Origin of the sequence: Photobacterium sp. GB-72 (genome assembly GCF_003026095.1) — a bacterium.
Lineage (GTDB): Bacteria > Pseudomonadota > Gammaproteobacteria > Enterobacterales > Vibrionaceae > Photobacterium.
The window spans coordinates 116,095-139,363 of sequence record NZ_PYNV01000004.1; the positions used below are offsets into that span (position 1 = coordinate 116,095).

Genomic DNA, 23,269 nt, shown 5'->3' on the forward strand with positions numbered 1-23,269 from the left:
ATGAAAGGCTTGGCTGGTGTGAATACAATCGTTGTTATCGGTCTAGGTATGACAGGGTTATCTGTTGTCAATCATTTAATGCGTCTACCACAGTCACTGACCATTAAAGTCATTGATACTCGTGACAATCCGCCCGGCCAAGATCAATTGCCAGATTCTGTTGAGCTATGTAGCGGTCAATGGAATAGCGAATGGTTATTGTCTGCGGATTTGATCGTTACAAGCCCTGGTATTGCACTAGCAACGCCAGAGCTTGTCGTTGCAGCTGAAGCCGGTGTTGAAATTGTTGGTGACATTGAGCTGTTTGCGCGTGAAGTTGATAAACCTGTTGTGGCAATTACTGGCTCAAATGGTAAGAGTACCGTAACGAGCTTAGTCGGTGAAATGGCAAAAGAAGCGGGAGTTAATGTTGGCGTTGGCGGTAATATTGGCTTTGCAGCCCTTGATATGCTGGCGCAACAACATGCACTTTATGTATTAGAGCTTTCGAGCTTCCAGTTAGAAACGACGACTTCTCTTGAGTTAACAGCCGCTGTTTACTTAAATCTTTCAGAAGATCACATGGATCGCTACCCTGGCGGTTTAGCACAATATAGCCAAGCAAAGATGCGTATTTTTGATCACGCAAAGCTGGCTGTTTTCAATCGTGATGATTTAGCAACCAAACCGACTCAATTTAGTGGTGCAATGACAAGCTTTGGTTTTGATGATCAAGACTATGGCATTGTCTTAGTGAATGGCAAAGAGTGGCTAGCGGTGAACGGTGAAGCTGTAATGGCTGTGGCTGATATTGCTTTAGTTGGCCGCCACAATGTTGCCAACTGTTTAGCAGCACTTGCACTTGCTGATGCAGCAGGGATCCCGCGTGATGCAGCATGTCGTGCAATGCAACGTTATACCGGCCTTGCGCATCGTTGCCAACTTGCGGTTAATCGTCATGGTGTTCGATGGGTTAATGATTCAAAAGCCACGAACCTTGCAAGCACGTTAGCTGCGCTGAATGGTTTGCAACTTGAGGGCAAATTGCATCTATTGATGGGCGGCGATAGTAAAGGAGCCGAGTTCAGTGAACTAAAACCGGTTTTAGCTGACTTAAACGTACAGTTGTATAGCTTTGGTCGTGATCGACACTTATTTAACGATGTTGTTGATAACGCCATCAGTGTTGAAACCATGAGTGAAGCTATGGTCTGTATTAGCCGCACCGTTCAATCTGGAGATATGGTTTTATTATCGCCTGCTTGTGCTAGTTGGGATCAATTTGCCAACTTCATGGCACGTGGTGATGCTTTTGTTGAACAAGCGATTCAGTTACAAGATTCGGTTTCAGGAAATATTTGATGTTAAAAATGATCCGTAATGGATTTGCCGCTGTGGGGGGCTGGTTTATTAAGCCTAGTAAGCCCTGTTTGTATGACCGCCAATTGGTTTGGATCGCTATTGCATTGATGATCACAGGCCTGGTGATGGTGACATCGGCTTCTATTCCTGTCGCGACACGCCTTACAGGTATTCCATTTTATTTTGCCTATCGTCATGCGTTTTTTCTTTGTGGTGCAATTTTTATTGCTGCCATTGTATTGCAAATACCATTAGCTAAATGGAAGCAATATAGTTTCCCGATGTTGTTGGTATCCATAATTTTACTTGCAGTTGTGTTAATCATTGGTCGTTCAGTTAATGGTGCTGCACGTTGGATCCCATTAGGCATATTTAACCTTCAGCCTGCCGAGGTTGCCAAGCTCTCTTTATTCATATTTCTTGCAGGTTACCTCGTCAGACAATATAACCAAGTGCGCGGTAGCTTCATTGGCTTCTTAAAACCGCTTGCCGTCTTGGGGATTCTTTGTGTGCTATTGCTGATGCAGCCCGATTTAGGTTCATCGGTAGTAATGTTCGTTACCACTATCGGTATGCTATTTATCGCTGGTGCAAAACTTTGGCAATTTTTGATGATGCTAGGTACCGCTCTTGTGGGTATTGCCTTTCTGATCGTTTTAGAACCCTATCGTATGCGCCGCGTAACGTCATTTCTTAACCCATGGCAAGATCCTTACGGTAGTGGTTATCAGCTCACTCAGTCATTAATGGCATTTGGTCGTGGTGAATGGTTTGGACAAGGCTTAGGTAATTCAATTCAAAAGTTGGCTTATCTTCCTGAAGCGCACACAGACTTTGTATTTGCGGTATTAGCTGAAGAGTTAGGCTTAGCTGGCGTTATTGTTGTACTGTGTTTACTGTTTGCGCTGGTTTACAAGGCCTTAATGATTGGTCGTAAATGTCTTGAAAGTGGTTTGCTGTTTGGTGGATTTCTGGCATTTGGCTTTGGCTTTTGGTTTGCATTCCAAACCCTTGTTAACGTTGGTGCTGCTGCAGGTATTGTTCCAACTAAAGGTCTAACGTTACCACTTATCAGTTACGGTGGTTCCAGTTTATTTATTATGGCAGCTGCGGTTGCCATTCTGATTCGTATTGATTTTGAGCAGCGCGTCGCGGAGAAATTTGAGTCAGCAGAGCCGGCTGAAATTGATGATGAAGCGCTTGATAATATGGACGGAGCGGTGCAGCAAGTTGCTATCGACCCTGAGGCTTTACTTAGTGAGCCTACTCAATTAAATAATGATAAAAAAGACGCTCATGGCAAAGAATAAACGTTTATTAGTAATGGCGGGTGGTACTGGCGGTCATGTTTTTCCTGGTCTTGCTGTTGCACAAAAATTGCAACAACAGGGGTGGGAGATCCGCTGGTTAGGTACCGCAGATCGTATGGAAGCAGATTTAGTGCCTAAGCATGGCATTGAAATCGATTTCATCAAAGTGAAAGGGTTACGTGGTCAAGGTGTACTGCGTTTACTGACTGCACCATTTAAGATTGTGGGGGCTATTTTACAAGCCCGTAAATATATTAAAGCATGGCAGCCTGATGTTGTACTTGGCATGGGAGGTTATGTTAGCGGTCCTGGCGGTGTTGCGGCTTGGTTATCAGGTGTTCCTGTTGTATTGCATGAGCAAAATGCCGTAGCAGGTTTAACGAATCAGTGGCTGTCAAAAATTGCCGCTAAAGTACTACAAGCATTTCCAGGAGCATTTCCAAATAAAGACGTTGTGGGCAATCCTGTTCGCCATGATGTGACAGTTTTACCTGCTCCTGTAGAACGATTTGCAGAGCGTACAGGGCCGATTCGTATTTTGGTGATGGGCGGCAGTCAGGGTGCACGTATTTTGAACCAAACCATGCCTGAAGTGGCAAAGGTGTTAGGTGATAGCGTTACCATTTGGCACCAAGCAGGTAAAGGTAGCCAGCAATCAACAGAACAAGCTTATAACGAACAAACCACCACACCTCACAAAGTTACTGAGTTTATTGATGATGTTGCTGCCGCTTATAGTTGGGCTGATTTAGTGGTTTGTCGCTCTGGGGCGCTAACCGTTTCTGAATTGTCTGCTGCCGGTGTTGGTGCCATCTTTATTCCATTTATGCACAAAGATCGTCAACAAGCACTCAATGCCGATCATTTGGTGCAATGTGGCGCTGCAAAAATGATTGAGCAAATGGATTTGACGGCGTCAAATTTAGCGAATGAAATTCAACAATTAGATCGTCATACGCTTGAAACAATGGCGTGTGCTGCACGAGAAGCTGCTATTATCGATGCCGATGAACGAGTAGCTAACGTGATTAAATCACTAGTAAAAAATTAATACGGGAACAAAGTGATGAATAAACTGGATAACCAGCAATTAGCAAAAATTCGTACAATGGTGCCAGAGATGCGCCGTGTTGAGCGAATTCACTTTGTTGGCATTGGTGGTGCAGGTATGAGCGGCATTGCTGAAGTACTTGTAAACGAAGGCTACCGTATTAGTGGTTCTGACATTGCGCCGAATGCTGTAACAAACCGTTTGACAGCGAAAGGTGCAGAGATCTTTTTTGGTCATTCAGCTGAAAATATTCAAGGTGCTAGCGTTGTTGTTGCTTCTACGGCAATTAGCAAAGAAAACCCTGAGCTGATGGCGGCGACTGAATTGCGAATTCCTGTTGTACGCCGTGCTGAAATGTTAGCAGAACTAATGCGCTATCGTCATGGTATCGCTATTGCTGGTACGCACGGTAAGACAACAACGACAGCATTAACGACACAGATTTATTCTGAAGCGGGCTTAGATCCAACGTTTGTTAATGGTGGCTTAGTAAAAAGTGCAGGTACTAATGCACGTTTAGGTTGCAGTCGTTATTTAATCGCAGAAGCAGATGAAAGTGATGCCTCTTTCTTGCATCTTCAACCTATGGTGTGTGTGGTCACTAACATTGAAGCTGATCATATGGATACTTATGGCGGCGATTTTGAAGTATTAAAGCAAACCTTCATTGATTTCCTACATAACCTACCATTTTACGGGTTGGCGGTAATGTGTATTGATGATCCTGTGGTACGTGAATTACTGCCGCGTGTGGGTCGTCCAATGCTAACTTATGGTTTTGCAGAAGACGCAGGTGTTCGCATTACAAATTATACGCAAACAGGACAGCAAGGTCATTTCACTGTATTACGCAAAGATAAACCAGCGCTTAATATCACCCTGAATATGCCCGGTAAGCATAATGCTTTAAATGCAACGGCAGCGATTGCTGTTGCTACAGAAGAAGGCGTTGATGATGATGCTATCATGCGCGCGTTAATTGAGTTTGAGGGGACGGGTCGACGTTTTGATCATTTAGGGGAGTTTGAAACGGGCAATGGTAACGTAATGCTGGTGGATGATTATGGTCATCACCCAAGCGAAGTGGATGTAACGATTCAAGCTGCACGTGCTGGGTGGGCGGATAAACGCTTAGTGATGATTTTCCAGCCTCACCGTTATAGTCGTACTCGTGATCTCTATGATGATTTTGCAAACGTCCTCGATCAAGTGGATGTATTAGTGATGCTTGATGTTTATTCTGCTGGTGAAGCACCTATTGCTGGAGCTGATGGTCGAGCGTTATGTCGTACTATTCGCTCTCGTGGCAAAATTGATCCTATTTTCGTACCTGAAGCCGAAGAGTTGCCAGCCATTCTTGCAAATATTATTCAAAATGATGATTTAGTTTTGACACAAGGTGCAGGTGATGTCGGCAAAATAGCGCGTCAGCTAGCAGAAATGAAGTTGAATATCGAGACGATGAAAAAAGACGTATAAATTAGTATATGGCAACATGTATACGTCGAAAATGATAATAGCTGGCTATAGATTGTGTAGACAATAGCCAGTTATTTTGTTTTTTTCGATATTTTGGTAGATATATACAAAATTATTCTCAGGTTGTGTACATAAAACGCCTCATGAGTGTTGGAGTGGGTCGAGTTGCTCGGTATAATCGTTTAACTTTGCTTATAACATCTGAGATAGCTGTCAGCTAATTTATACCTATATGGTAAGGTGAAGCTGAATGAGTAAAGCGAAGAGTAAACAATGACTGAAGAAGTCGTAGACCAAGAGTATATACACCCATCGCCAAAAAAGTGGTCGCGCTGGGGTGGATTGGCGTTTTTCCTCTTTGTCATTGGTTTTACGGTTTGGTTATTCAGTGCAACAAAAAGCTGGATGACAGATACTAACCGACTGCCCTTGTCACAATTAGTGATTCAAGGACAATTGCATTATCTAACCAAAGACAATGTACGCCAGACGATATTAACAATTGATCATCTTGGTACTTTCATGACCCAAGATGTTAATACTATTCAGGCTCATGTAGAGGCACTGCCGTGGGTTGCTCATGCTGCAGTACGAAAACAATGGCCTGATACGATCAAAGTTTTCATTGTAGAAAACCAACCAGTAGCGCAATGGGATCATAAATATTTGGTTAATAAAGAGGGCCAAGTATTTAAAGCGCCTGCTGAGCAAGTTGCAGATTTAAACCTTACTAACCTCTCTGGCCCTGAGGCTAGCAGTGAAGAAGTATTAGCTGCATTGCGAGAAATGCGTCCCTTACTGAAGAACGCTGGCTTAAGTATCGCGTCGTTATCATTAAATGAACGTCGAGCTTGGCGAATCTTATTAGCCAATGGCATTACGCTTGACTTGGGCCGAGAGGCTCGAATGGAGCGTCTTAAGCGTTTTATCGAAATTTATCCAGAATTAGTAAAACTGAATAAACCGATAAAATATGTGGATTTGCGTTATGATACTGGCGCAGCTGTGGGTTGGAAAACAATACCGGAACATGATGCTCATGTATCGGATACCAAATAAGAGCGTGTGTTAATGACTAAGGCTGCAGATCAAAAACTTATCGTTGGTCTTGATATCGGCACATCCGAAGTTACGGCTTTGGTTGGGGAAGTGCTGCCCGATAACACGGTGAATGTTATCGGAATGGGAAGCAGTCCGTCACGCGGAATGGACAAAGGCGGGGTCAATGACCTTGAATCTGTTGTTAAATCAGTACAACGAGCCGTTGATAAAGCTGAATTAATGGCTGAATGCCAAATCAGTTCCGTGTACTTGTCGTTATCAGGTAAACATATTAGTTGCCAAACAGAAAAAGGCATGGTGCCAATTTCTGAAAAAGAAGTGACACAAGACGACGTCGATAATGTTATTCATACGGCGAAGTCAGTAAAATTAAGCGATGAACAACGAACTTTACATGTAATTCCTCAGGAGTTTGCTATTGATTATCAAGAGGGGATTAAAAACCCTGTTGGTTTATCAGGAGTTCGTATGGAAGCCAGTGTTCATTTGATCACGTGTCACAATGACATGGCGAAAAACATCGTTAAAGCAGTAGAGCGTTGTGACTTGAAAGTTGATCATCTGATTTTTTCAGGATTAGCATCAAGCTATGCTGTACTGACACCGGATGAGCGAGAGCTCGGCGTATGTGTTGTCGATATCGGCGGCGGTACGATGGATCTTGCTATTTGGTCTGGTGGTGCATTACGACATGCGGCAGTAATTCCGTATGCGGGTAATGTAGTAACCAGTGATATTGCTTATGCATTTGGTACACCGCCGGGTGACGCTGAAGATATTAAAGTGAAATACGGCTGTGCGCTGAGTGAATTGGTGAGTAAAGATGCTAAGGTTGATGTCCCAAGTGTTGGAGGTCGACCATCTCGTAGCTTACAAAGCCAAACACTAGCAGAAGTGATAGAGCCTCGTTACAGCGAATTGCTGGGGCTGGTTAATCAAAAGCTGTTAACAGTACAAGAACAGTTGCGTGAAGCGGGTGTTAAACACCACTTAGCTGCGGGCATCGTCCTAACCGGGGGCGCTGCACAAATGGAAGGTTTGACAGAATGTGCAGAACGGGTGTTCCGTCACCAAGTGCGTATTGGCCAACCTTTAGAGTTAAGTGGTTTAACTGACTATGTTCAGGCCCCAACTTATGCAACTGCAGTAGGCTTACTGCATTACGGAAAGGACAGTCAATCATTTGATGAAAATGAATTAGAACCGAAACGTTCAGTTACTGGTTTATTTTCACGAATTAGTGGTTGGTTAAAAAAAGAATTTTAAACCTGATGCGAACAGGATAACGGAGAGAACACATGTTTGAACCGATGATGGAAATGTCTGATGAAGCGGTAATTAAGGTCATTGGCGTTGGCGGCGGCGGCGGTAATGCTGTCGATCACATGGTACGTGAATCTATCGAAGGCGTGCAGTTCATTAGTGTTAACACTGATGCACAAGCACTACGTAAAACAAGCGTAAGTACAGTTATTCAAATCGGTGGTGATATCACTAAAGGTTTGGGTGCGGGTGCTAACCCACAAGTAGGTCGTGATTCTGCACTAGAAGACCGTGAAGCAATCAAAAAAGAGCTAGAAGGCTCTGATATGATCTTCATTGCTGCTGGTATGGGTGGTGGTACTGGTACAGGTGCTGCTCCAATCATTGCTGAAGTGGCAAAAGAGCTAGGTATTCTTACTGTTGCGGTGGTGACTAAACCATTTAGCTTCGAAGGTAAGAAGCGTATGGCTTTTGCTGAGCAAGGTATCGATGAGCTTTCTAAGCATGTTGATTCATTGATTACGATTCCAAACGAAAAGCTACTAAAAGTACTTGGTCGTGGAATCACATTGCTTGACGCTTTTGCTAAAGCAAACGACGTTCTTAAGAACGCTGTTCAAGGTATTGCTGAGCTAATCACACGCCCTGGTATGATCAACGTCGACTTTGCTGACGTACGTACAGTAATGTCTGAAATGGGTCATGCGATGATGGGTAGCGGTGTTGCTTCTGGCGACGACCGTGCTGAAGAAGCGGCTGAAATGGCAATTTCTAGTCCACTACTTGAAGATATCGATCTAGCGGGTGCACGTGGTGTCCTTGTTAACATCACTGCCGGTATGGACATGCGTCTAGACGAATTCGAAACTGTGGGTAACACAGTGAAAGCATTCGCTTCTGATAACGCAACTGTTGTTATCGGTACATCTTTAGACCCAGATATGACTGATGAACTGCGTGTAACAGTTGTTGCTACAGGTATTGGTAAAGAAGTGAAAGCGGATATTACGCTAGTGACTTCATCTAAGCCTGTTCAAGCGACAGTAGCACAAGAAAAAACAGTTGTTGCTGAAGAAAAGACAGTAACTAATAATGATGGTCAAGCAACGGCAGCTAAGCCACAAGCTGATCATGATTACTTAGATATTCCTGCATTTTTGCGTAAACAAGCTGACTAATATCTATAGTTAATAGGTGATGCTGATTGAGTATATAAAAACTCAATGAGACTAAATATATCGGTATTGAAATATTTGGTTTTATCGCAACATAATCAGTAACTTATTAGTGCCTTTAACGATTAGTTTAAAGGCACTCACTTAGCCTATGTCAAATTATTTTGGATATTTAGTAGCTTATGGTATTATTTATGCCCATTTCGCGTAATTGTGCCTGATAATGGGTGTTATTTAGCCTTGTTGCTTGTGACAAAAGTTTGTTTAACAGTTGAGATATGAGCAGATGATCAGACAACGTACACTTAAAAGCATTGTGCAAACGACTGGTGTGGGTCTCCACTCTGGACGTAAAGTGACGCTTATTCTGCGTCCTGCAGCCGCTAATACAGGCGTGATTTATCGTCGTACAGATTTAAATCCTCCTGTGGATTTTCCTGCAAATGCAGATTCTGTGCGTGATACCATGTTATGTACAGCTCTTGTAAATGAAGAGGGCGTGCGTATTTCAACGGTTGAGCACTTGAATGCAGCACTAGCAGGTATGGGTATCGATAACGTGATTATCGAAGTTAACGCACCTGAAATTCCTATTATGGATGGTAGCGCGAGCCCATTTATCTACCTGCTTCAATCTGCAGGCATTGAAACGTTGAATGCGCCTAAGCGTTTTTTACGTATCAAAAAACCTGTTCGCATTGAAGATGGCGACAAATGGGCGGAGCTCGTTCCTTATAACGGTTTCCGTCTGGATTTTGCTATCGAGTTTAACCACCCTGCGATTGAATCAGATCAGCAGCGTCTAGTGTTAGATTTTTCAAGTAAGTCTTTTGTTAAAAATATCAGTCGCGCTCGAACCTTTGGTTTCATGCGTGATATCGAATACTTACAATCACAAAACTTATGTTTAGGTGGTAGTTTCGATAACGCTATTGTACTGGATGATTATCGTATTCTTAATGATGATGGTTTGCGTTTTGACAATGAGTTAGTGACTCATAAAGTATTGGATGCCATTGGTGATCTCTACATGTGTGGTCATAACATTATTGGTGAAATGCGTGCTTATAAATCAGGACATGCATTAAACAACCAGTTATTACGTGCAGTACTTGCTGATCAAGAAGCCTATGAATGGTCCACTTTTGAAGATGAGCAGCAGGTACCGGTTACTTTTGCTCAACCAGGAATGGTTCTTGCTTAATACCAAATGCGAAAAGAATTAAAAAACGCCGAGCAGTTGCTCGGCGTTTTTGTATCTGGTTTTATTTACACTAACGTTTTTGTTTTTGTGCTAATAAAGCAAGGCGTTCTAAGCGTTTTTTTACTTTTTCTGGCGCGGTTGCGGCCGTTGCTAAGAGGTGCTGAGCAGCAACTTCTGTGATGGGCTTTTGTATAATATCGGGTATTTTTTCTTGTTGCTGCTTCTGTACTGCAGCAAGAGAAGGGTTCACTTTTATTTCAATATCTTGCAACTTAGGCAATAGCGTTTCTCGTAACTTCATCATCAAAGTGTGGCGTTCGTAATTAAGACGCATCGACCAAGCTGCAGATTCGGTTTCTACAATTAAAATACCTTGACGATAATTACTCACACGGCAATGTTCAGCACAATTGATATGCTGCTTTACCGCGGTATTTAACTGGCTTAATGCGATAGCTCGTTGTTGAATATTATTAAGCCCAGTTTGCTCTAAAAGATCCCCGGTAGTTTGGGGACGGTGATCTCTCATCGTCTGTGATCCTAAGTAATGATGTTGCTCAAAGTTGAAAAATTGCGGATATGATCCTAATTTTGCGAATATAAAAAGTGTTAAGCCTGCTTTTCTCATAGGCGATGACACTAATATGACTTATTATATCACTCATATAGGTTAATATATCTTGAAAGATGTACCTGCAAGTGTTGTTACTGCCAGCGTTGTATTTAAGCGTTAAATTGCCATCTCGTTTTATTTGGTGATGGTTATTGATGAAGCCCCCTTGAAAAGTGGTTTTCATGACGCAATATTAGTATGACACAGTTTCAGGATTATCCTCTTAGTCACCATTGTGGCGATTCTAGTGGGACAGGGATTGCTTACGGTCCCCCAGAGAATGAAACCAGATTAAGCGATTCAGCAATAGATACGCTGATATAACAAAGAGAAAACGGCATCGCCATGTTATCAAAACTACTGACTAAAGTTATCGGTAGCCGTAACGACCGCACTCTGCGTCGTATGCGCAAAATTGTTGATCAAATCAATAAGCTAGAGCCTCAATTTGAAAGCCTACAAGATCATGAGCTGAAAGCAAAAACAGCTGAATTTCGTGAGCGTTTAGAGCAAGGTGAAACGCTAGATCAACTACTACCAGAAGCCTTCGCGACCGTTCGTGAAGCATCCAAGCGTATTTACGGTATGCGCCACTTCGATGTCCAGCTGCTTGGCGGTATGGTATTGAATGATTGTAAAATTGCAGAAATGCGTACCGGTGAAGGTAAAACTCTGACAGCAACTCTTCCTTCATACTTAAATGCTTTAACAGGTAAAGGCGTTCATATCGTAACCGTGAACGATTACCTAGCAGCACGTGATGCCGAAACTAACCGTGAGTTATTTGAATTCCTCGGCATGACTGTAGGTGTAAATGTTCCTAATATGTCACCACCGGCAAAAAAAGAAGCGTATGCCGCAGATGTCCTTTATGGAACAAATAACGAATTTGGCTTTGACTACTTGCGCGATAATATGGCATTCCGTCCAGAAGATCGTGTTCAACGCGAACGTTTCTTCGCAGTAGTCGATGAAGTTGACTCCATCTTAATCGATGAAGCACGTACTCCGCTTATCATTTCAGGTCCTGCTGAAGACAGCTCTGAAATGTACATTAAGATCAATGAATTAATTCCTTTACTAGTTCGTCAAGATAAAGAAGATAGTGAAGAGTACCGTGGTGAAGGTCACTACACAGTCGATGAAAAATCGAAGCAAGCTTATTTAACTGAAAATGGTCAGGAGTTTGTTGAAGAGCTATTGATTAAAAATGGCTTAATGGCAGAGCACGATACCTTGTACTCTCCAGCAAACATTAGCTTGTTGCACCACGTAAATGCGGGTTTACGTGCACACGTACTCTTTGAAAAAGACGTTGATTACATCGTTCAAGATGACGAAGTGATCATCGTTGATGAACACACTGGTCGTACAATGCCGGGTCGTCGCTGGTCAGAAGGTCTTCACCAAGCCGTTGAAGCGAAAGAAGGCGTGAAGATCCAAAACGAGAACCAAACGTTAGCATCGATTACTTTCCAGAACTACTTCCGTTTATACGATAAGCTTTCTGGTATGACAGGTACGGCTGATACTGAAGCGTTTGAATTCCAGTCTATCTACGGTCTAGATACGGTTGTACTTCCTACTAACCGTCCAATGGCGCGTATCGATAACGGTGACTTGGTTTACATGACAGAAACAGAAAAGTTTGCTGCAATTAGCCAAGATATCAAAGAGCGTGTACAAAACGGTCAGCCTTGTTTGGTGGGTACAGTATCGATTGAAAAATCAGAGTTACTGTCTAATGCGCTTAAGAAAGAAGGCATTAAACATAACGTACTAAACGCAAAATTCCACGAAAAAGAAGCGGATATTATCGCAGAAGCGGGTGCGCCGGGTGCGGTAACTATTGCAACTAACATGGCCGGTCGTGGTACCGATATCATGCTGGGTGGTTCGTGGAAGACTGATGTTGAAAAACTCGATAATCCAACTGAAGATCAAATCGCGAAGATCAAAACCAAATGGCAAGAAAAACATGATGCAGTCTTAGCGTCAGGTGGCTTGCACATCATTGGTACTGAGCGTCACGAATCTCGTCGTATCGATAACCAGCTACGTGGTCGTGCGGGTCGTCAGGGGGATGCAGGTTCTTCTCGTTTCTACCTATCTATGGAAGATGGCTTAATGCGTATCTTCGCTTCAGATCGTGTTTCAGGCATGATGAAGAAGTTAGGTATGGAGCAAGGCGAAGCGATTGAGCACCCTTGGGTATCAAAGGCTATCGAGAACGCGCAACGTAAAGTTGAAGGTCGTAACTTTGATATTCGTAAGCAGTTGCTTGAATTTGATGATGTTGCTAACGATCAGCGTAAAGTGGTTTACGAATTACGTGATGAATTAATGCATGCTGAAGATATCAGCGAAATGATTGAGCACAACCGTGAAGACGTGCTAAATGCATTAATGGATAGCTACATTCCACCACAATCGCTTGAAGAAATGTGGGATATCAAAGGGCTAGAAACTCGCCTGAAAGATGATTACGATCTTGAGCTACCAATTCAACACTGGCTTGATACCGAAGATAAACTTTACGAAGAAGCACTTCGTGAGCGCATTGTAGAAAAAGCGCTTGAAGTTTACCGTGAGAAAGAATCAGTTGTTGGTGCTGAAGTGCTACGTAACTTCGAGAAAACAGTGATGCTACAGAACCTTGATACGCTATGGAAAGAACACTTAGCGGCAATGGATCACTTGCGTCAAGGTATTCACTTACGTGGTTATGCACAGAAAAACCCTAAGCAGGAATACAAGCGTGAATCGTTTGAACTGTTTGAAGAAATGCTAGATAACTTGAAGAGTGATGTTGTTTCTATCTTAAGCAAGGTACGTGTACAGCAGCAGGAAGAAGTTGATCGCATGGAAGAAGAGCGTCGTCAAATGGCAGAAATGCTAGCACGTCGTCAACAGTTCCAGCATCAAAGTGCAGAAAGCCAAATCACTGATGAGTCATCAGAAGAGCCTGAAGCTCAACAAGGTACTTACGAGCGTGAAGAGCGTAAAGTAGGTCGTAATGAGCCTTGTCCTTGTGGTTCTGGTAAGAAGTACAAGCAATGTCACGGTAAGATCAATTAAGATTGTTCTTATTGTAGATACTAAAAAAGTCGCTCTAGGGCGACTTTTTTATTGGCTGAAAATCAAGGCTAATGATGTAGATTCTAGTGGATCTTCAGCTAATTTATTAAGCGAAAGACTGCTGTATTTTATCGAGTACAGCTTGATTAGCATCAGGGAAAGGGTAATCAGCAAGTGCATTGATAGCGACCCACTCCCCCGGTTGACCTTCTTTACCAAAGGCTTCGCCATCAAATTGATGGATCAGAAAGAAATCAAACTTTAATGATTTATCTGAATAATCATGAGCAAGGCTAATAAAAGGTTCAACGTCAGTGGCATGAATACCGACTTCTTCTTGCAGTTCACGGATAACCGCTTGCTTTGCTGTTTCACCTGTTTCTACTTTTCCGCCAGCAAACTCCCATAAGCCACCTTGATGCGCTTTATCGGCACGGCGGGTAATGAAAATATGCTTTTTCTCTGTATCTAAAATAATGCCTGCCGCAATCCAAACTTGCTTCTTATCCATACTGTTAGTAACCCATATCGTCAGACCAGCCATCTGAATCTGATAGATCAGGTGCACCGGGAATAGATTTTTCTTCTTCCGCCCATTCGCCAAGATCGATCAATTGACAGCGTTTGCAGCAAAAAGGACGAAATGGACTCTGCTCACCCCAAACCACTTCAGTTTTACAGGTAGGACACTTTACGACAGTAATATTGGTATTGGTTGTTGATTGAGACACAAAAACCTCAGCAAATGGCTAATTTAAATTCAATATCGCTTGCGACAGGATCTCCTTCCACAAAGGGAGAGAAACGAATAGCAAAGCGACTACGATGTCCCGATATCATAGGATAAACGCCATCTTTAGCGCAAATTTCTAGCCGTAATAAACAGGCATCTTCAGCGTCATACTGGAAGAAGCCATTACGGGCATGATTGGTTTTATATTGTGCGCTTTCTCGGGTTAACTTCAACCAGAGATTGAGTGCTTCGTTAAGTTCTGAAAGCTCATGTAACCAGCTTTTCATTGCCTGTTGTTTGTGTTCATCGCTAAGGTGCAGCCAGTGATGTAATGAGGGCAGATCAAAACAACAACTACCACCTGGAATCGAGAAACGTTGTTTTATACTGGAAAGAAAACGATCTTCTCGTAGATTCTGTCCTAGGCGAGGAGATGAAATTAACGCTTTATGGGCTTGTTCCATCGAATCGATCATTTGTTGCAGCGCATACTCGTCAACACCATCAATGTTTAACCAATTCATCAGTTGCTGACGTTGTTTCTCTATATCTTTGGCAAGATCGGTTTTAACTTGTACTTGGTCTAAGATCTCAAGCAAATCAAAAAGGGCATGGAAGAAGATTTTATATTGCCAAGGATCATTTTGGTTGCTGCTGTGATGCATTTGTTGCAAGAGATAATCAAGGCGTAAATAAATACGGACTTTTTCTGTCAAAGGGTGTTCATAGCGCGTCATTTGCGTAGCTTGCATAAAGGGAATACCAAACAGGAGCCAAGATCGTAATAAGAATTATCATAGTTAAGACGTCATTTTACTACAGCTCATGATCCATTTTGAGATATTGCCTGTGAAGTTGCGCGATTTGTAATGTTAATGCTGGACTATCACCAAAATTAGTAATGACATCATCTGCGGCATCCAACCGTTGTTGGCGCGTTGCTTGGCTCGCTAAGATATTTTTGATTTGCTCAATTGAGACATTATCACGTTGTTGTGTTCGTTCGATTTGGGTTTGCTCATCGACATCAACAACCAATAAACGATTGGTGAGGGTTTGTAGGTTATTCTCAACCATTAATGGCACAACTAACAAACAATAGGGAGATTTGCTCAATTTAATATCATGGAGCATTTTTTCACGGATCAATGGGTGAAGTAGCTCATTTAACCATTGCTTTAATTCAGGCTGACTAAAAATAGCCTCACGCAGTTTTGCCCGATTTAACGTACCATCTTCAAGTAAAATATCAGCACCAAGTTTTTCGATAATAGTGTTCAAACCGACGGTATTCGGCTCGACGACTTCACGTGCAACAATATCTGCATCAATAATATCAATGCCGTAGTTATCAGCAAATAAGTTAGCAACCGTGGTTTTACCGCTACCAATTCCGCCTGTTAGGCCAATGACAATACTCATTATCTACATTCCTAAGTACGAAGTAACATACCAATTCACAATAGGCTCGCCCCATAACAATGCAATCCAACCCGCAACCGCAAGGTAAGGGCCGAATGAGAATGGCGTCTGGTTATCAGCATCTTGCATTTTGAGTAACACAATACCGCACAGCGCGCCGACTAAAGATGAGAGTAACACTACAAACGGTAGTAACTGCCAGCCAAGCCAAGCACCTAATGCGGCGAGTAATTTAAAGTCACCATAGCCCATGCCGTCTTTTTTTGTCAGTAGCTTAAAGACCCAGAATACGCTCCACAGCGATAAGTAACCTGCCATTGCACCAATCACCGAATCGGTCAGAGATACAGGGCTAATACCCATTACAGAGAGCAAAATACCCGCCCACATTAACGGTAAGGTAATTTGATCGGGCAATAGCATTTTATCGATATCGATAAAGGTAAGCGCAATTAACGCGAAGGTGAAAAAGATCACCGCGATTGCCCACCATGTTGGCGGCAGCATCAGTGATACCGTTAAGCTCATAACTGCGGTCAGTAATTCAATAGCTGGGTAGCGTTTGCTGATTGGCGCTTTGCATCCTTTGCATTTGCCGCCTAGAGCAAGCCAGCTGATCACTGGAATATTCTCCAGCGCACTAATAGCGTGATTGCAGTGTGGGCAGCGTGAACGTGGCACACTTAAATTAAAGACCGAATCGTCTGGCTTGTTATCCATTTCAGGAAAACATTCTTGGCACTCTTTACGCCATTGACGCTCCATCATGATCGGCAAGCGGTAAATCACCACATTTAAAAAACTACCGACTAACAGACCAAAAATAACGGCAAAAAGGGGATATAACCAAGGGTAATAGGAAAGTACTGCCATGTGAGGATCTCTTAAAAATTAGGCGGTTATTGTAAGGCAAACGGCTAGGTGTTCCTAGCCGATGATTATGTGAAATGAATACAGTGATTAACTTATAAGGTGGTTACTAAAATAGTATTAACCCATCACACTCATTAACGTGAAGATTGGCATATACATAGCAATCAGTAAGCCACCGATTAAGCCACCCAAAATAATAATAATGAAAGGTTCTAAAATTTGTCCGAGGTTATCAACGGTATTATCAACATCGGCTTCATAGATTTGCGCCATTTTATTAAGCATGTCATCAAGTGAGCCCGATTCTTCACCAATCATCACCATTTGTAACATGAGTTCAGGAAAGACCCCTGATTGACGTAGGGCTAAATACAGCGGCATACCGCCAGCGGTACTTTCGTAAACTTCTTCGATTGCCTTTTCGATATACAGGTTACCACAGGTTCTTCCTGCTGATTGAATACCGGATAACAGTGGAATACCTGCCATGAAAGTAGTGGCTAAAGTACGAGCAAAACGGGCAATGGTGGCTTTTAATAACACATCGCCAAAGATAGGCAACTTTAAGGCAAACCGATTAGCTTTATAGCGAAAATCATCAGATTTTTTATAAAAATAGCGGTAAAGAAAAACGGCTATTCCAACACCAGCTCCAAGATAGACGCCATAAGCGATAAGAAAATCTGAAGCATGAACAACAAATTGGGTAAATAATGGCAGTTCAGCATTAAAGCTTGAAAAGATTTGGGCAAACTGCGGAATAACAAAGACTAACATCATTACGGTAACAAGCACGGCAGTTAACGTGACCATTGCAGGATAAATCATCGCCTTGATAACTTTTTTTCGCATCGCTTCGTTTTTTTCGCGATATACCGCAATACGGGCAAAGACTTGTCCTAGGTGACCGGTTTGTTCACCAGTTGCCACCAAATCACAGAAGAATTTATCAAACAGAGGTGAACTTGAGCGCATCGCGCTAGACAGCGAGGCGCCAGATTCCACTTGGGTGGTGATTTGCAATAAAGTAGCTCGCATTTCGGCTTTATTATAACTACCTGCCATTAATTGCAAGGCTTGCACCACAGGCACACCGGATTCTATCATGGTGGCGAGCTGACGGGTTACTGCAGTGACATCTTCCCCTTTCATTTGATCGCGCATTTTGGTCAAAAAAGAGGGGGAGGTTTTCTTGATTTTTTTGACCACAATTTTTTGTTCAAGCAGTTGGTGACGCACTTCTTGTTCTTGAAAGCCCAAAGTGGTGCCAGAGACTTTACGTCCTGCTTGGTTGGTTCCCCGCCAGTTGTAGTAACGAATTTTAGTGGCTGCTGTACTCATAAGCGGAATTCTCTATCAAACAATTAATACAAAGTAGGGAAGGTTATAACTGTAATACCCGTTGTAATTCGGCAAGACTGGTAATGCCGTCAGTTAGCTTTTCAATGCCTGATTCTTTGAGTCGTTTCATCCCTTGCTGGGCGGCAATATCTTCTAATTGCAGCGCGGTAGCATTGGTCATTAAGGCTTCGGCGATTTCGCGGCTAAATACCATGACTTCATAAATACCGACGCGCCCTGCGTAGCCTTTATTGCAATCATCGCACCCTGCGTTATTGGCTTTATATACACTGGAATTTTGCGGTAGGTTTAATCGCTGACAGGTGATTGGGTCAAGCGAGTGGGGCTGTTTGCAGCTGTTACATAAACGACGGGCAAGGCGCTGGGCGATAATTAAGCTCAGCGATGAAGCGAGGTTAAAATCTTCCACTCCCATATTGGTTAAACGGGTAATGGTTTCAGCGGCAGAATTCGTATGCAGGGTTGATAATACCAAGTGCCCCGTTTGAGCAGCTTTTACTGCAATGGAGGCAGTTTCTAAATCACGAATTTCCCCTACCATGACAATGTCGGGATCTTGACGCAAAAATGAACGCAGGGCATCGGCAAAGCTTAAACCGACTTGTTGATTAATTTGTACTTGGTTAATACCGGGTAAGTTAATTTCTACTGGATCTTCGGCAGTCGAAATATTGCGCTCATCGGTATTTAAAATATTTAGCCCAGTATATAGCGAGACGGTTTTACCGCTACCTGTTGGACCGGTAATTAATATCATCCCTTGTGGGCGCTCAAGGGCAGTTAAATAATCGGATTTTTGTTTATCGTTATAGCCGAGAATATCAATATTAAGATTAGCGGCTGAGCTATCTAATATCCGCAGTACGACTTTTTCACCCCATAGCGTCGGTAGGGTCGAAACACGTAAATCAATCGCCAAATTATCAGAGAGTTTTAGCTTTATTCGTCCATCTTGTGGTTGACGGCGCTCGGCAATATTGAGCTTTGACATAACCTTTAAACGGGTCGATAAACGGCGTGACAAACTCGCTGGTGGGGTTAAATGCTGATGCAAAATACCGTCACAGCGAAAACGAATTCGATAGTTATGCTCGTAAGGTTCAAAATGAATATCAGAGGCTTTACGACGCACAGCATCTAATAACACTTGGTTGATATAACGGGTAACGGGGGCGCTGTCTTGGCTTAAATCGGTAGCATCATCGAGCTCAGCATCGCTAATATCAACCAGTTCACCTAAATCGGCATCACTGACTTGTTTACTGTGGCTAGTTTCACCAATATCACTGCCGTAAACACGGCGAATGGCAGATTCTAACTGTTTGTTTTCTAAAATTAGAAACTCAACAGTTTTACCGATTGCAAAACGAAATTCGTCTTGCGCATCCACATTAGTGGGGTCGCTAACCCCTAGAAATAGGCTATTGGCATCTTGAGTTAATGGCAGTGCGCGATGACGCAGTACTAACTCACGTTGGTAAACACTTTGACAACAACCGTCATAGTCATAGTGGTGAACATCAACTTTTTGTAAGCCAAATAAATTAGCGAGGTTATCGGCTAAATCTAGGTCACTGAGGACACCTAAACGGGTTAAGGCGGTCGGGACGTTAATCCCTTCCGCCGTTACAAACTCGACTACTTGTTGTTCTTGCTCTGGGCTAATTAAATTAGCTTGAGCCAAGATAGAAGCGAGATTGGTTTGCATTAATACTACTTATGGGTTAGCAATGGATGCATTCGTACATCCTTTAGGATATGTTGATGATGAGGTTGCATCTGTTTTACATGTCCAATTACCAGCACCATCACGAACAACAGCAAGCTTTTTACCCGAATTTTGACCACCAGTAAATTTAATGACAATTGAACCAGCACTTGAAGCAGACGCGTCTGCTAATGTATAGATGGTACCAATTGCAGTTGAAGGTGCGCCAATGTTTGTTTTAGCTTCTGCGACAGAATAAGCTGGAAAATTAGCATCAGTTGCGATTTTATCTTCTAAATTTACTTTTAATCCTGCAATAGTCGCAAGACCTGCACCTAGCTCTGATTTTTTTATGTAATTTTGATATTGCGGCACAGCAATTGCTGCTAATACACCAATAACCGCTACTACGATCATCAATTCAATAAGTGTAAAACCCTGTTGTTTTTTCATTTCTCTGTCCTTAAGTAACAAAATAATAAATGCGTTAACGTCATAAATTCGCGAATGGAATTAAGTTCAGGATAGAGGCTTTATTGTTAGAGTGAATAATAAAAAAGGGATAGCTCGGCATGGGTAGTAAAAAAAAATAATGCGTTGCAGAAGTTGCAAAGAGCAAAGCGAGTAACCGCGCGTAATTAGATTTGATTTTTATAAAATTCAGTAAGATGTGAAGTAGAAAGAGAAAAATCAGTAGTTATTCTTCTCTTTCTTTATAAATAGATATGTCAGTTAAATAAAATCGTCATATAACTCTGTTAGGGCAAGTTATATGCTTGAGTGTATTACTTAGAACACCTTTATTTGAAACGCATGGAAAGATCCATGGCTTTTACGTGTTTGGTCAGTGCGCCTACCGAAATATAATCTACCCCCGTTTCCGCACATTCTCGGATATTGCTTAGGGTAATATCACCTGAGTTTTCTAATGCCACACGTCCAGCGTTAAACGCGACGGCTTCACGCATCATGGCTAAGGTAAAGTTATCCAGCATCACAATATCAGCGCCGGCTTCAATGGCTTGTTTTAGCTCTGCAAGACTTTCGGTTTCAACTTCGACAGGTTTATTGGGGTTAAGCTGTTTCGCTGTAGTGATGGCTTGCTCAATACCACCACAAGCAATGATGTGGTTCTCTTTTATAAGGTAAGCATCAAACACCCCAATACGGTGGTTAAAGCCACCGCCACAAGTCACGGCATATTTTAATGCGCTACGCAGACAAGGAACAGTTTTACGGGTATCGAGTAGGCGAGTGTTGGTGCCTTCTAACTGTTTGACATATTCAGCTGTTAATGTCGCGCAACCGGATAGGGTTTGGATAAAGTTCATCGCGTTACGCTCGCCGGTAAGCAGCGCTCGTGACGGGCCTGATAGGGTACACAAGGTTTGATTAGGCTCAACCACATCACCATCTTCTACGTGCCAATCAATGGTGACTTCGCCACCGAGTTGCTTAAATACTTCATCAGCCCACATTTTTCCGCAAAATACGCCATGTTCGCGAGTAATAATAGTGGCAACGCCTTGGCTATCGGCAGGAATTAGATTGGCTGTAATATCGAGATTGGCATCAATCTCGCCACCTAAATCTTCGCGAAGTGTATCGGCAACAGTACGGCTGATCTCGATTGGGAGAAGTTGTTTAAGGTAAGCGAGGCGGGCACTGCTATCGTGTTTGTGTTCCATATCTGTCTTCTTGTATCCATTGCGCGTTTAGCAGCAAAAGTGCTGCGAATGATGGCGCAAATCATACCGTGAGAAAGGAGTGGGATAAAGTGAATACGGGTTAATCGAATGTTAATCACCAAATATTTGGTTGTTTCTATCTATTACTGCGATAGGCAAAAGCGATGAGAGGAAATTGGCTTTTCAATATAAGCTAATGATACTTTACCTGCTAATTTGGTTTTAGTAACACGTAAATAGAAGATGGATTATGACGTTATTGATTAACGATGATCATTGGTTACAGACAGCAAGGCGTGTGCCATCCCCTTTTTGTGATAATAGACCTCATGACGAGATGTCATTGCTGGTGGTACATAATATAAGCTTACCACCGGGTAAATTTGGTGGTCCTTATATTGAGCAGCTGTTTACTGGGCAATTAAACCCTGCAGATGATCCGTATTTTGAAATTATTCATCAGTTTCGTGTTTCTGCTCACTGTTTGATCCGTCGAGATGGTGAAATAGTGCAGTTTGTGCCTTTTAATCAGCGTGCTTGGCATGCGGGGGTATCAAAGTTTGACGATCGGGATAAGTGTAATGACTTTTCAATTGGCATCGAATTAGAAGGCACAGAGCACCTGCCGTATACTTCTGAACAATATCAAATGCTGACAAAATTGACTCAATCTTTGATGAGCCGTTATCCCGCTATCACCCGAGAGCGTGTAACAGGGCATGAATTTATTGCCCCTGGACGAAAAACCGATCCCGGTTTATCGTTTGATTGGCGACGGTTTAAAAAACAGCTTTAAAAGGGCAGTTATTAGACTAAAGTTTTATTTACGAATGGAAATTGGTCAAATTGGTCTGACCAATTTTCATAATCACTCTGCTTTTTATTCCTTCCTATCACCTTTTTCGTTGCTTGGCTGTTTCTAGCTCTGAATATGTAATGTTTTATTAATAAGTCAAAAGTTTAATTTTTTGTTAAAACCAACTTCGTTCTATGATTTCAATCAAGTTGCGTGTGGACATCTTTATTTATTTCTGTAAACTTTCACCCGGTAAAATAATTGGTAATACCAATTATCCGATGATTCGGTCTTTATGAAACGGGATTAATATAAGAAGCGTCGATAAAAATGACTTATAAACGCATTAAACAACCAAAGCTTTCTGATGCTATTGAGCAGGAATTGGAGCGCTTGATTTTAGAGGGAATTTTGTCCCCAGGTCAGCAATTACCTCCAGAGCGAGAGTTGGCAAAACAATTCGATGTTTCTCGTCCTTCCGTTCGTGAGGCGATCCAACGTTTAGAAGCAAAGCATTTGCTTACTCGTCGCCAAGGCGGCGGAACATTCGTAAAAGAAAAGTTATGGCAAAGTTTTTCTGAACCCTTATTGGATCTATTAGCGACTCATCCGGAAACACAATTAGATTTATTGGAAGCTCGCCATGCACTAGAAGGCTTAGCCTCTTATTTTGCGGCATTGCGAGGTAACGAAGAAGATTTTGTTCGCATTCGCGATTGTCATCAGCGTATTCAAGACGCGCAGCAACAAGGGGATTTACCCTTAGAAGCTAGCGCGGTGATGCAATATCTTATTGCGGTAACAGAATCGGCTCACAATGTGGTGTTACTGCATATTATTCGTAGTTTAGCGCCGCTACTTGAGCAAAACGTATTACAAAATTTCGAACTCCTAAACCGCCGACCTGAGGTGGTGGAGAAAGTAAGAAAGCACCGAGCTAATATTGTGCAGGCGATTGTTTCTGGTGAGCCTGAAAAGGCCCGTGAAGCATCGCACGCACATTTGGCTTACATCGAGGAAACCTTGTTGGATTTATCGCGTGAAGATAGCAGGCGTGAACGCTCTCTTCGTCGGATTCAACAGCGCAAGGACGGGTTAGAGTCTTAACTTC

At 42.6% G+C, this 23,269-nt stretch carries 21 protein-coding genes; 11 read left to right on the top strand and 10 right to left on the bottom strand.

Annotation, left to right across the window (positions count from 1 at the left end; translation table 11 throughout):
- From murD to lpxC, 8 genes are all read left to right on the top strand, one after another.
- Positions 1-1,341, top strand: a complete 1,341-nt coding sequence (murD, locus tag C9J40_RS07160; protein WP_107246327.1) for a UDP-N-acetylmuramoyl-L-alanine--D-glutamate ligase — start codon at positions 1-3, stop codon at positions 1,339-1,341.
- Complete coding sequence (gene ftsW, locus C9J40_RS07165; protein ID WP_107206552.1) at positions 1,341-2,651, top strand: cell division protein FtsW; 1,311 nt, start codon at positions 1,341-1,343, stop codon at positions 2,649-2,651. Before murD ends, ftsW begins: the two co-directional genes overlap by 1 nt.
- Entirely contained in the window at positions 2,638-3,702 is a 1,065-nt protein-coding gene (murG, locus tag C9J40_RS07170; RefSeq protein WP_107246329.1) for an undecaprenyldiphospho-muramoylpentapeptide beta-N-acetylglucosaminyltransferase, read from the top strand. Before ftsW ends, murG begins: the two co-directional genes overlap by 14 nt.
- 15 nt (positions 3,703-3,717) lie before the next feature.
- A complete protein-coding gene (gene murC, locus C9J40_RS07175) occupies positions 3,718-5,181 on the top strand; it encodes a UDP-N-acetylmuramate--L-alanine ligase (RefSeq protein ID WP_107246330.1) in 1,464 nt (487 codons plus the stop codon).
- A gap of 273 nt (positions 5,182-5,454) precedes the next feature.
- Complete coding sequence (locus C9J40_RS07180; RefSeq protein WP_107206555.1) at positions 5,455-6,240, top strand: cell division protein FtsQ/DivIB; 786 nt, start codon at positions 5,455-5,457, stop codon at positions 6,238-6,240.
- Between the two features lie 12 nt (positions 6,241-6,252).
- Positions 6,253-7,509, top strand: a complete 1,257-nt coding sequence (gene ftsA / locus C9J40_RS07185; protein ID WP_005371239.1) for a cell division protein FtsA — start codon at positions 6,253-6,255, stop codon at positions 7,507-7,509.
- 32 nt (positions 7,510-7,541) lie between these two features.
- Positions 7,542-8,684, top strand: coding sequence for a cell division protein FtsZ (gene ftsZ / locus C9J40_RS07190; RefSeq protein ID WP_005371240.1), 1,143 nt, complete (start codon positions 7,542-7,544; stop codon positions 8,682-8,684).
- Between the two features lie 283 nt (positions 8,685-8,967).
- Positions 8,968-9,885 carry a UDP-3-O-acyl-N-acetylglucosamine deacetylase gene (lpxC, locus tag C9J40_RS07195; RefSeq protein ID WP_005371241.1) on the top strand — a complete coding sequence of 306 codons (918 nt, stop codon included), beginning with the start codon at positions 8,968-8,970 and terminating at the stop codon, positions 9,883-9,885.
- Positions 9,886-9,955: 70 nt separating this feature from the next.
- Here the strand turns inward: lpxC and C9J40_RS07200 are convergent, their stop codons facing one another.
- Positions 9,956-10,414 (bottom strand): DUF721 domain-containing protein, encoded by a 459-nt coding sequence (locus C9J40_RS07200; RefSeq protein WP_199188055.1) that lies wholly within the window; start codon positions 10,412-10,414, stop codon positions 9,956-9,958.
- Positions 10,415-10,843: 429 nt separating this feature from the next.
- On the opposite strand from C9J40_RS07200, the gene secA reads away from it, so the two are divergent.
- Entirely contained in the window at positions 10,844-13,576 is a 2,733-nt protein-coding gene (gene secA / locus C9J40_RS07205) for a preprotein translocase subunit SecA (RefSeq protein ID WP_107246332.1), read from the top strand.
- Between the two features lie 106 nt (positions 13,577-13,682).
- Here the strand turns inward: secA and mutT are convergent, their stop codons facing one another.
- The 9 genes from mutT to nadC form a co-directional block, all read right to left on the bottom strand.
- Positions 13,683-14,087 (bottom strand): 8-oxo-dGTP diphosphatase MutT, encoded by a 405-nt coding sequence (mutT, locus tag C9J40_RS07210; protein ID WP_107246333.1) that lies wholly within the window; start codon positions 14,085-14,087, stop codon positions 13,683-13,685.
- A 4-nt stretch (positions 14,088-14,091) separates the two neighbouring features.
- Positions 14,092-14,307 (bottom strand): DNA gyrase inhibitor YacG, encoded by a 216-nt coding sequence (gene yacG, locus C9J40_RS07215; protein ID WP_107206559.1) that lies wholly within the window; start codon positions 14,305-14,307, stop codon positions 14,092-14,094.
- A gap of 7 nt (positions 14,308-14,314) precedes the next feature.
- Entirely contained in the window at positions 14,315-15,061 is a 747-nt protein-coding gene (zapD, locus tag C9J40_RS07220) for a cell division protein ZapD (RefSeq protein WP_369917495.1), read from the bottom strand.
- A gap of 64 nt (positions 15,062-15,125) precedes the next feature.
- Positions 15,126-15,731, bottom strand: coding sequence for a dephospho-CoA kinase (gene coaE / locus C9J40_RS07225; RefSeq protein WP_107246335.1), 606 nt, complete (start codon positions 15,729-15,731; stop codon positions 15,126-15,128).
- Between the two features lie 3 nt (positions 15,732-15,734).
- Positions 15,735-16,604: an A24 family peptidase gene (locus tag C9J40_RS07230; RefSeq protein WP_107246336.1), complete on the bottom strand. Its 870-nt coding sequence runs from the start codon at positions 16,602-16,604 to the stop codon at positions 15,735-15,737.
- Positions 16,605-16,721: 117 nt separating this feature from the next.
- Positions 16,722-17,945: a type II secretion system F family protein gene (locus C9J40_RS07235; protein WP_107246338.1), complete on the bottom strand. Its 1,224-nt coding sequence runs from the start codon at positions 17,943-17,945 to the stop codon at positions 16,722-16,724.
- A 43-nt stretch (positions 17,946-17,988) separates the two neighbouring features.
- Positions 17,989-19,674: a type IV-A pilus assembly ATPase PilB gene (pilB, locus tag C9J40_RS07240; RefSeq protein WP_107246340.1), complete on the bottom strand. Its 1,686-nt coding sequence runs from the start codon at positions 19,672-19,674 to the stop codon at positions 17,989-17,991.
- A gap of 9 nt (positions 19,675-19,683) precedes the next feature.
- Positions 19,684-20,127 carry a pilin gene (locus C9J40_RS07245; RefSeq protein ID WP_107246341.1) on the bottom strand — a complete coding sequence of 148 codons (444 nt, stop codon included), beginning with the start codon at positions 20,125-20,127 and terminating at the stop codon, positions 19,684-19,686.
- Positions 20,128-20,474: 347 nt separating this feature from the next.
- Positions 20,475-21,362 carry a carboxylating nicotinate-nucleotide diphosphorylase gene (gene nadC, locus C9J40_RS07250; protein ID WP_107206565.1) on the bottom strand — a complete coding sequence of 296 codons (888 nt, stop codon included), beginning with the start codon at positions 21,360-21,362 and terminating at the stop codon, positions 20,475-20,477.
- Between the two features lie 250 nt (positions 21,363-21,612).
- Between nadC and ampD the strand changes: the two genes are divergently transcribed.
- Together ampD and pdhR are read left to right on the top strand one after the other, a co-directional pair.
- Positions 21,613-22,158: a 1,6-anhydro-N-acetylmuramyl-L-alanine amidase AmpD gene (gene ampD / locus C9J40_RS07255; protein WP_107246343.1), complete on the top strand. Its 546-nt coding sequence runs from the start codon at positions 21,613-21,615 to the stop codon at positions 22,156-22,158.
- A 330-nt stretch (positions 22,159-22,488) separates the two neighbouring features.
- On the top strand, positions 22,489-23,265 hold the full coding sequence (gene pdhR / locus C9J40_RS07260; protein WP_107246344.1) for a pyruvate dehydrogenase complex transcriptional repressor PdhR: 777 nt from the start codon (positions 22,489-22,491) through the stop codon (positions 23,263-23,265).
- Positions 23,266-23,269: the final 4 nt, after the last annotated feature.